Annotated in this window: 5 protein-coding genes and 1 pseudogene; 2 read left to right on the plus strand and 4 right to left on the minus strand. The window is 54.0% G+C overall.

Features of this window, described 5'->3' with window-relative positions; translation table 11 throughout:
- Nucleotides 1–413 precede the first annotated feature (413 nt).
- The gene (mobQ, locus tag ACTQ33_RS14525) at nucleotides 414–2105 is read left to right on the plus strand and encodes a MobQ family relaxase (RefSeq protein ID WP_441465257.1); all 1692 of its coding nucleotides are present in this window, start codon (nucleotides 414–416) and stop codon (nucleotides 2103–2105) included.
- 136 nt (nucleotides 2106–2241) lie between these two features.
- On the opposite strand, the gene ACTQ33_RS14530 is transcribed toward mobQ, so the two are convergent.
- The 4 genes from ACTQ33_RS14530 to ACTQ33_RS14545 all read right to left on the minus strand — a co-directional run bounded on the left by ACTQ33_RS14530 (nucleotide 2242) and on the right by ACTQ33_RS14545 (nucleotide 7148).
- Nucleotides 2242–5028, minus strand: a complete 2787-nt coding sequence (locus ACTQ33_RS14530) for a hypothetical protein (RefSeq protein WP_441465258.1) — start codon at nucleotides 5026–5028, stop codon at nucleotides 2242–2244.
- Nucleotides 5025–5180 carry a hypothetical protein gene (locus tag ACTQ33_RS14535; protein ID WP_441465259.1) on the minus strand — a complete coding sequence of 52 codons (156 nt, stop codon included), beginning with the start codon at nucleotides 5178–5180 and terminating at the stop codon, nucleotides 5025–5027. Before ACTQ33_RS14535 ends, ACTQ33_RS14530 begins: the two co-directional genes overlap by 4 nt.
- The gene (locus tag ACTQ33_RS14540; protein WP_441465260.1) at nucleotides 5167–5358 is read right to left on the minus strand and encodes a hypothetical protein; all 192 of its coding nucleotides are present in this window, start codon (nucleotides 5356–5358) and stop codon (nucleotides 5167–5169) included. Before ACTQ33_RS14540 ends, ACTQ33_RS14535 begins: the two co-directional genes overlap by 14 nt.
- Before the next feature lie 587 nt (nucleotides 5359–5945).
- A complete protein-coding gene (locus tag ACTQ33_RS14545; RefSeq protein WP_346786312.1) occupies nucleotides 5946–7148 on the minus strand; it encodes a LuxR C-terminal-related transcriptional regulator in 1203 nt (400 codons plus the stop codon).
- A gap of 172 nt (nucleotides 7149–7320) precedes the next feature.
- Between ACTQ33_RS14545 and ACTQ33_RS14550 the strand changes: the two are divergent.
- A pseudogene (locus ACTQ33_RS14550) lies at nucleotides 7321–7635 on the plus strand (recombinase family protein); the annotation flags it as partial.
- Nucleotides 7636–7743 lie beyond the last annotated feature (108 nt).

Below are 7743 nucleotides of genomic sequence, written 5' to 3' on the forward strand. Positions count from 1 at the left end.
GTTCGGGCAACCGAGCGTCCCGTTTCTTTTATCCCGAAGGGCGCACTTACTCACCACCTGCTAAAGCAGGCGGTGGTAGCCCTCCCGCTGGTCGGGCACGTGCGCTCTCCGAGGGGGATTGCGACTCCTGCGGGAGCCGCTGGACAAGGCTGCATTTCTGCCAAACTGCCAGCCTTGCCCATGCAGTCGACGCAGGGGTTTCCGTTTTGGAAGCCCCTGTTCATGGGGTGGTATATTGCCACCCCATCCCGCCGCCTGCCTGCGTCAACCTGCCACCGGCAGCTTGACACAGATACAGGGGTGGAACGAATCGTTCCGCCCCTGCTGGTGGTGCGTCGTATTTCACGACGCACTGAGCGAAAACAAGGGTGCCCTGTTTCGGGGCACCCCTTTCAGAAAGGACAAGGTAATTTATGGCAATTTATCATTTGGAGGCTAAGATAGTCAGCCGTGGAGCCGGGCGCTCTGCCGTGGCTGCTGCGGCCTATCTGAGCTGTTCCCGGATGCTCAATGAGTATGACGGGGTGCAGCACGACTACACCCGTAAACAGGGCCTTGGGTGGCGGCAGGTTTTTCTGCCAGCCACCGCCCCCGCAGAGTGGCAGAATCGGGAAACCCTGTGGAACGCCGTGGAGGAAACCGAAACCGCAAAGGACAGCCGCCTTGCCCGTGAATTTGTGGCGGCGCTGCCCATAGAACTGAGCCGGGAGGAACAAATCCAGCTCCTGCAAGATTTCATCAAGGAGCAGTTCGTGGCAGACGGAATGTGCGCCGATGCTGCCATCCACGACCCGTATCCTCCCGGACACAATCCCCATGCCCATATCCTGTTGACGGTGCGCCCACTGGATGAAAAGGGAAAATGGCAGTACAAAACTGAGAAAGAATATCTCTGCGTCAAAGACGGCGAGGAACGGGGCTTTACCGCCGCCGAGTTCAAACAGGCGCAGGCCGACGGTTGGGAGAAACAGTACCAGTACAAAGTGGGCAAAAAGAAGGTGTATATGGCCCCATCCGCAGCGCAGGCACAGGGCTATGAACGGGTATCCAAATACCCCAAAAGCACCAAATTCGGCAGACAGAATCCCATCACGGAACGCTGGAACAGCGACGAGCAGCTTGTTCTGTGGCGGGCTGCATGGGCAGATGTGGCAAACCGCCATCTGGAGCGCACCGGGCACGAAGAACGCATCGACCACCGCAGCCATGCTGAGCGTGGCCTGCTGGAGCGGCCCACGGTCCATGAGGGTGTGGTTGCCAGAGCCATGGAGAAAAAGGGTATTATCTCTGACCGATGTGAACTGAACCGGCAGATCAAGGCAGACAATGCCCTGCTCCGGGAGCTGAGAGGACAGGTCAAAAAGCTGGCGCAGGCAGTTAAAAATACCATCCCGGCGCTTGCCGAGGCCATGGAGAACCTGCGTAAAAATCTGCTGCTATTCTGCTATCAGATGGGGTATCTCCGCAAAGGCAAAGAACGCCTGAACGCTTCGCTGAATACGCTGCGTCCTGCCCTCACACAGTACAATCAGCTTGCAAAAGACATCCGGAATAAGGCGAAAGAGCGCCGCAGTCTGCTTTCCGAGAAAAAGGCGCTCTCTGCTGTCCATGTGTTCCGGCACCGTGAACTTGCGACTAAGATAACGGCACTGACAGAGGATTTGGAGGAACTGCGTTCTGAAAAGAATCTGCTTCTGGCCTCGCTGGCATATACCGAGGAAGATGCCGCCGATAAATTTCCCAAAGACATTGTAGCTATGGAACAGAGCCTAAAACGGTTGGAAGAACAGGAACAGAAATATTCTGCCGAGCTGGACGCTGCCCTGAACGAGTATGCTGGGCTTCGGGAGCAGGCCCAGGGCTTTGACCTGGTGCAGCTCTACGAAACAAAACAGTCCATCCGCCCCGGCAAGGAGCAGGAAGCGGAGCACCGGGCGCAGGAGGTTTACGGCGAGAAGTACAGCCCGCTTTTGATGTTTGACAGCAAAAAGGTGGTTTTCCGGATGTTGAATGAAGATATAGAGCGGCAGGCAGTACGGAGAATGATGCAGCAGGCACAGAAAGGGCAGCAGACCTCTCGAAAGAAAAATGAGCCGGAAAGATAAAATGAGGGGCGCAGGAAAAACCTGCGCCCCTCATGGGAGTAAAACGGTAAATGTGCCGTGACTTCTGCTGAACTTGCTGTTTCGTAAATTTATGCAGCTTTTGGAAGTGCCTTTTGGATTTAAGAACGGAGTTGTCTTACTTCCCAATCAGGCTTTTGCGCTTTGTCAGCAGGAAAGCCAGCAGGCCAATCAATCCAGCCAGAGAAATACCGGCGGTTCCCATCGAAACATAGACAATGGTTTTTAGGTTGGAATCCCCGGCTGCGGCGGTGGGAACAGCACCGGCGTTGAGTTCTGTCCCGTCGGTGAGGGTAACGATCAGCTCGCCGTTTTCATTGATGGAAACGCCGGAGATACCAACGCCGTCCTCGCCCTTTACCTTGCCGAGATTTTTCTCGGTGCCATCGGTGAGGGTGACGATCAGCTCACCATTTTCGTTCAGCTTGATGTCGGCAATTCCAACGCCGTCCGCGCCGTCTTTACCGTTCGCACCATTCTTGCCGTTGGCTCCGTCTTTACCGTTGATACCATCTTTACCGTCTTTGCCGTCTGCGCCATTGACGCCTGCGGCTTTAATGCCGGTATCGGTGGTTCCAATCCACCAGTTGCCGTTGCTGCCGATATACGGGGTCAGGCCATCCTTTCCGTCCTGACCGTCTTTACCATCGGAGCCATCGGAACCGTCCGAGCCGTCGCTTCCCTCGGCCTTGATGCCGGTGTCAACGCCGCCGATCCACCAGTTGCCGTTGTCGCCTATGTAGGGGGTATCGCCATCCTCGCCGGGGTCGCCCTTGTCACCCTTGTCGCCTTTGATACCTTGCAGGGCAGACAGGGCAATCAGGTTTTGCCAGTCGCTGTCGGCGTCATATTTCCATTGGATGTAGCCGCCCTCCACGCGAAGCTCCACCTGTTTGCCGTCGGCACCGTCGGAGCCGGTAATATCGGAGAGGTCAACCAAAGGCCGCCATGCGTCATCGCCCTCGCCCACATAGCGCCAAAGGATGCTGCTACCGTCGTTTTTCAGTTCTACCTCGCGGCCATCTTCACCGTCCTCGCCTTTCAGGTCGGAAAGGGGCATCAGGTTTTTCCAATCGGTGTCTGCGCCGGTGGTGTATCGCCACTGGATATAGCCATTGGCTACTTGCAGTTCCACTTCTCTGCCGTCGGCACCGTCTGCGCCGTCGCCGCCGGTGATAGCATCCAGCGCCACAAGGTCACGCCAGGCGGTGTCCGGCTCGTCTGTGTATTTCCATTGAATTTGTGTGCCGTTGTTCCGCAGTTCTACCTCGCGCCCGTCCTGACCGCCGGAATCGCCCACCAGCTGAATGTTACCCAGATCACGGATGGACGCTGTGCCGTCTTTCGCAGTAATCTTAACGTCCACCGTGCGGCTGGCAAAGTCGGTGCTTCTATTGTTTTCCTGCTCCGTATAGAGCCGCAGAGTGTAGTTCCCATCCGAAACGCCGGTCAGAGGAATATTGACCGTGCCGCTGGCGGCGGCGGTATCGCTCAGTTCGACCAGCTTGTTGTAATAGAGAACGTCCGTGCTGCCGTCCGGGGTCAGCACGCAGGAAAGGTACTGATTTTCGCCGGTGTTGGCAACATAGCCAAAGGAGAGGGTTTCGCCGGTCTGGGCCGCCTGTGTGGGATCGGCGGTCACGGACAGTTTCAGGCTGTCGTCAAAAACGGTATATTTATATTCCTCAAAGCCTTCCAGCACCAACGGGTAGGGGTTGCCGCCAATCGTTACCCTTTTGGCATCTTTTGCAAGGTAGAACGCATCGGAAATGTCCAGATAGAAGGCTGGGCGCACACCATTATAATACGAGGCGAAATCACTCGTCACATCGCCAGTATCTCCCTGCACAGCATAGACAGTAGTCCAACTCGTAGTATCATATGTCGTACGCAGCCAATAAAATCTTGCAAATGTCACATCATCATAAAGTTCACTCTTAAGAATCTCGGCGTCGGTTCTGTCCGCTTCGTCTTTGGAAAGAGGCCAAAACGGCTGATCATGCGCCGTTTCACCGCTGATCCCGTCCGCAGAAGTGAGAGTGCGGGGAACGATGAGGGAACTTTCTTTGCCGGCCAAATTAAGATTGGAGCTAAAATCTGCCATTTTTTGTTGCAAATCGCTGCCAAGATAGTTTGACGAGCTAGTTTGCGCCAGGATGACTTGGGCGCCCATGGCTTCCCGCGGATTTTCAAACAGGGTGACGGTGTTCTCCGGGCCGGGCACAGAGCCCTTTTCCCCCTGGCCCACCACATACCACCACTGGCCGCCGAAGGCCACCTGGATTCCCTCAACCTTTTCCGGCAGCGCCTCGGCTTTCACATACAGGGCAGGGCGGATGGAACCATTGGCAGTATCGAATTCAACGCTATTTACGAAAGGTACTGTCTGATTCACATTAACGTAATATACTACATAATTTGTGACACCAGTCGTATATGTAGCGACTTTACCAGTGCGGGTAAGGTAATTGCTTCCAAATTTTCGCATGGAAAAATCTAAAATTTCCACCTCACCTTTACTAAGCGGCCACAAAAGCTGATCAGTTGGTGATTCGCCCGAAATACCGTCCAGCGTGGTGCGGGCAACAATGCTATTTTTGTACGCTGACAGAGTGTCGTTTGCGATTTCCTCCATCTTTTGTTGCAGGGTGCTGTCCTTGTAATCTATACTATTTCCAAAAGCTGTATCGCCAAAGCCATTATTTTTCGCAAATAGGGTGTAGCAGCCAGAGGGGGCTTTTACGCCATCGCTTTCGGTGCCGATGATGTACCAGTCATACCCGGCAAAGGTCACGGTGTCGCCGATATTGTAGCTGCCTGCGGCAAAAGCCGTCGTGCCCATGCCCGGCACCAGCCCCACCAGCAGGCACAGGCAGAGCAGCGCGGCTAAAAATCGTTTTTTCATCTTATTTCCTCCTCATTGGCTCCGGGCTGTTCCGCTTTTGCCGCACCGGAGCGCATTTTCTCATTGTGGCAGACACCCAGCAGAGAGCCGGGGAACTGGTGGTAATGGCGGCAGGAGCCGCAGTCCACGCTTGCGGGGTCATCGTCCACCATGTCCGCATAGGGGGCAGGCGTCCTCAAAAGTCAAAAGAACAGGACGGCCTGACGGGGTATGACCGGGCTGTTTGCAGTAGTCCTCGTAGTCCTCCACCTCTCTTTGGAGATGGTCGTCCCAAAATACGGGGACTTCCACCACTTCGCCCTCAAATTCATACCGATTGTACTGCTCCATCACACAGCCTCCTTCCCATTGGTTTCGGTGTTTTGGTATCATCAAGCCTCTGGAATGAAAACGCCGGTGAGGGTGCGGCGCATTTGCGCCTTTATCTGTTTTTTATAACCGCCATACAAAGTCCGATGGCTGCACAACTACGGACACCCCCTTCCCGGTAATCGCGGGGATTTCCAAACAAAAAAAGGACGCACCACGCCCACAGAAAACCTGTGGACGCAGCACGTCCTTTTGTATGGCAATATGAAATTCAGGGCAGGAAAAACGGACAGACTTACCTTGTCTGTCTGTCTGTCTGTCTGTCTGTCTGTCTGTCTGTCTGTCTGTCTGTCTGTCTGTCTGTCTGTCTGTCTGTCTGTCTGTCTAATTATGGGGGTTAAATCCCATTTGTCAAGACCTTTTCTGTAAACTTTCATTTTTCTCCCCGCCCTTTGCCTGTAAGCATCGCCGCCTTCATGTTATTGTGTTCGGAAATTAACACAGCTTCATTTATACTACAAAAAAACAGGTTTGCCTATTACCCGTTTGGCCCCCCAAAACGGGTGCCCCCCGGAGGGAAAAAGCCGTGGTTTTTTCCCTCCGGGGCATCATTGCAGCATATATTTTTTGAGGTCTTTCCGGTTCTTGATACCCAATTTCCGCATGGCTTCAAAGATGTGCTTTTTGACCGTATTTGCCGAAATATCAAGGTGTTCCGCGATTTCCTGGGTCGTCCAGTTACGGGCTGCCAGCATCGCAATCGCAAACTCGGTGGTGGTCAAATCGTCCGCCACATCATGCCCGGTGACCGGGTTATGAACTCTACGCCAGCCGGAAGAGAAACGATAGGTAATGTCGATAATTCTTTTGAAATCTTCCGGCCATTTTGGTTTGATGGCCGCCTCCAGCATGGCCCCCAAAAGTCCGTGGTGTTCCCCAAAGCCCTCGATCAGATCGTCCGGGCGTGCAACCTCCCATGCCGTCAGAAGATGCGCCTGAGCGCGGTCGGTCTGCTTCATGCTCATGTAGTCCATCACCGCCACCAGATGCAGGTAGATGGCGGAAATGGGATAAGCGGATGCGCCCATGGCAAGGGCAGCCTCGACGATCCCGGCGCTGTGGCTGTATTCCTCTTTCAAGTAGAGATAGTGCGCCTGCACATACAGCGCAAAGGCTCGCACACCAGGCGGCAGCAGCGGCAGAAAATCTTCTGCGGGAGGCATTTCCTCCGGCAGCGGCAGGTGCAGCAGCACCGCCGCCCCAAACGCAACAAAGGCTTCCATAGCACGAACCGGCGAGGCGGTTTGCCCATCCGCAGCCAATGTGCTTTTAATCTCGTCCAGTGCATATCGGGCATGGTCAATCCGTCCCATGGTCAGGCAGGAATATGCAAAAATCCAGCAGGCAGAAAGACGGATGCCGCTGTCAGCCGCCGTAAGATAAACCTCGGTTTCCTGCATGGCTTTTTCCGCCTGTCCGCTGAAATAGTGATACTCCGCCAGAGCGATGTCCCTTTTCGGTCCGGCTTTCATTTTTTGAATCGTCTGCATACAGCGCCCCGGCTCAAAGGGCGTGTTAATCAGGGGCATAAAGCCGGGGAACAGCTCCGGCGCTTTTTTCGGCTTTGGGGGAGCCGCCTGTTTTTTCTGCTTGCGGGGATCGCCGGGTTTCTCCGCACTTTCCGGGATAGCCCACGAAGTGCCAAACCGTTCCGCACCGGGGATGCGCCCCTCGGAGCAGTATTGGTTGATCCGGCGCTCGGACACACCCCATTTTTCAGCCGCCACCCGGATAGATATATAACCTTCCATCTCACACCTCCTGTATGGAAATCGTTTGTGTTTGGTAAATGTATGACCATTTTTATTATATACGATTACTCGTAGAGTTTCAATGTTTTCGATACTCTGGCATCCTATATGTAGGCACAAATATTGCTGCAAGACAGATTCAAACATGGCAAAGAAAAAACACCCTTGACAAATCGCTTTCCAAAAAGCTATGTTGGAGGAGTTCGCCGCACGACAGGGCTTTACAAACATTGTCCATTTCACGGACGATGGCATTAGCGGCACTTGCTTTGACCGTCCCGGATTTTTGGCAATGATGAAAGAGGTTGAAGCCGGGAATGTGGAGTACCTGTGTATCAAGGACATGAGCCGCATGGGTCGTGACTATCTGAAAGTCGGTCAGATTATGGAAATCCTGCGTCAGCGTGGCGTTCGCCTTATCGCCATCAATGACGGCGTGGACAGTGCCAGAGGGGACGATGATTTTACCCCTTTCCGCAACATCATGAAGAACATAAGCTGTTTGGGAAGGGTGTTCTGCTGAATCACTCTTTTTCGACAAAGCGATGCGGTTCAATCGCAAACCGTTTTTATAGAATGTTGTCAGGTATATGCC

The sequence above is a fragment of the Candidatus Avoscillospira sp. LCP25S3_F1 genome, from assembly GCF_052117125.1.
Taxonomy (GTDB): Bacteria; Bacillota; Clostridia; order Oscillospirales; family Oscillospiraceae; genus Avoscillospira_A.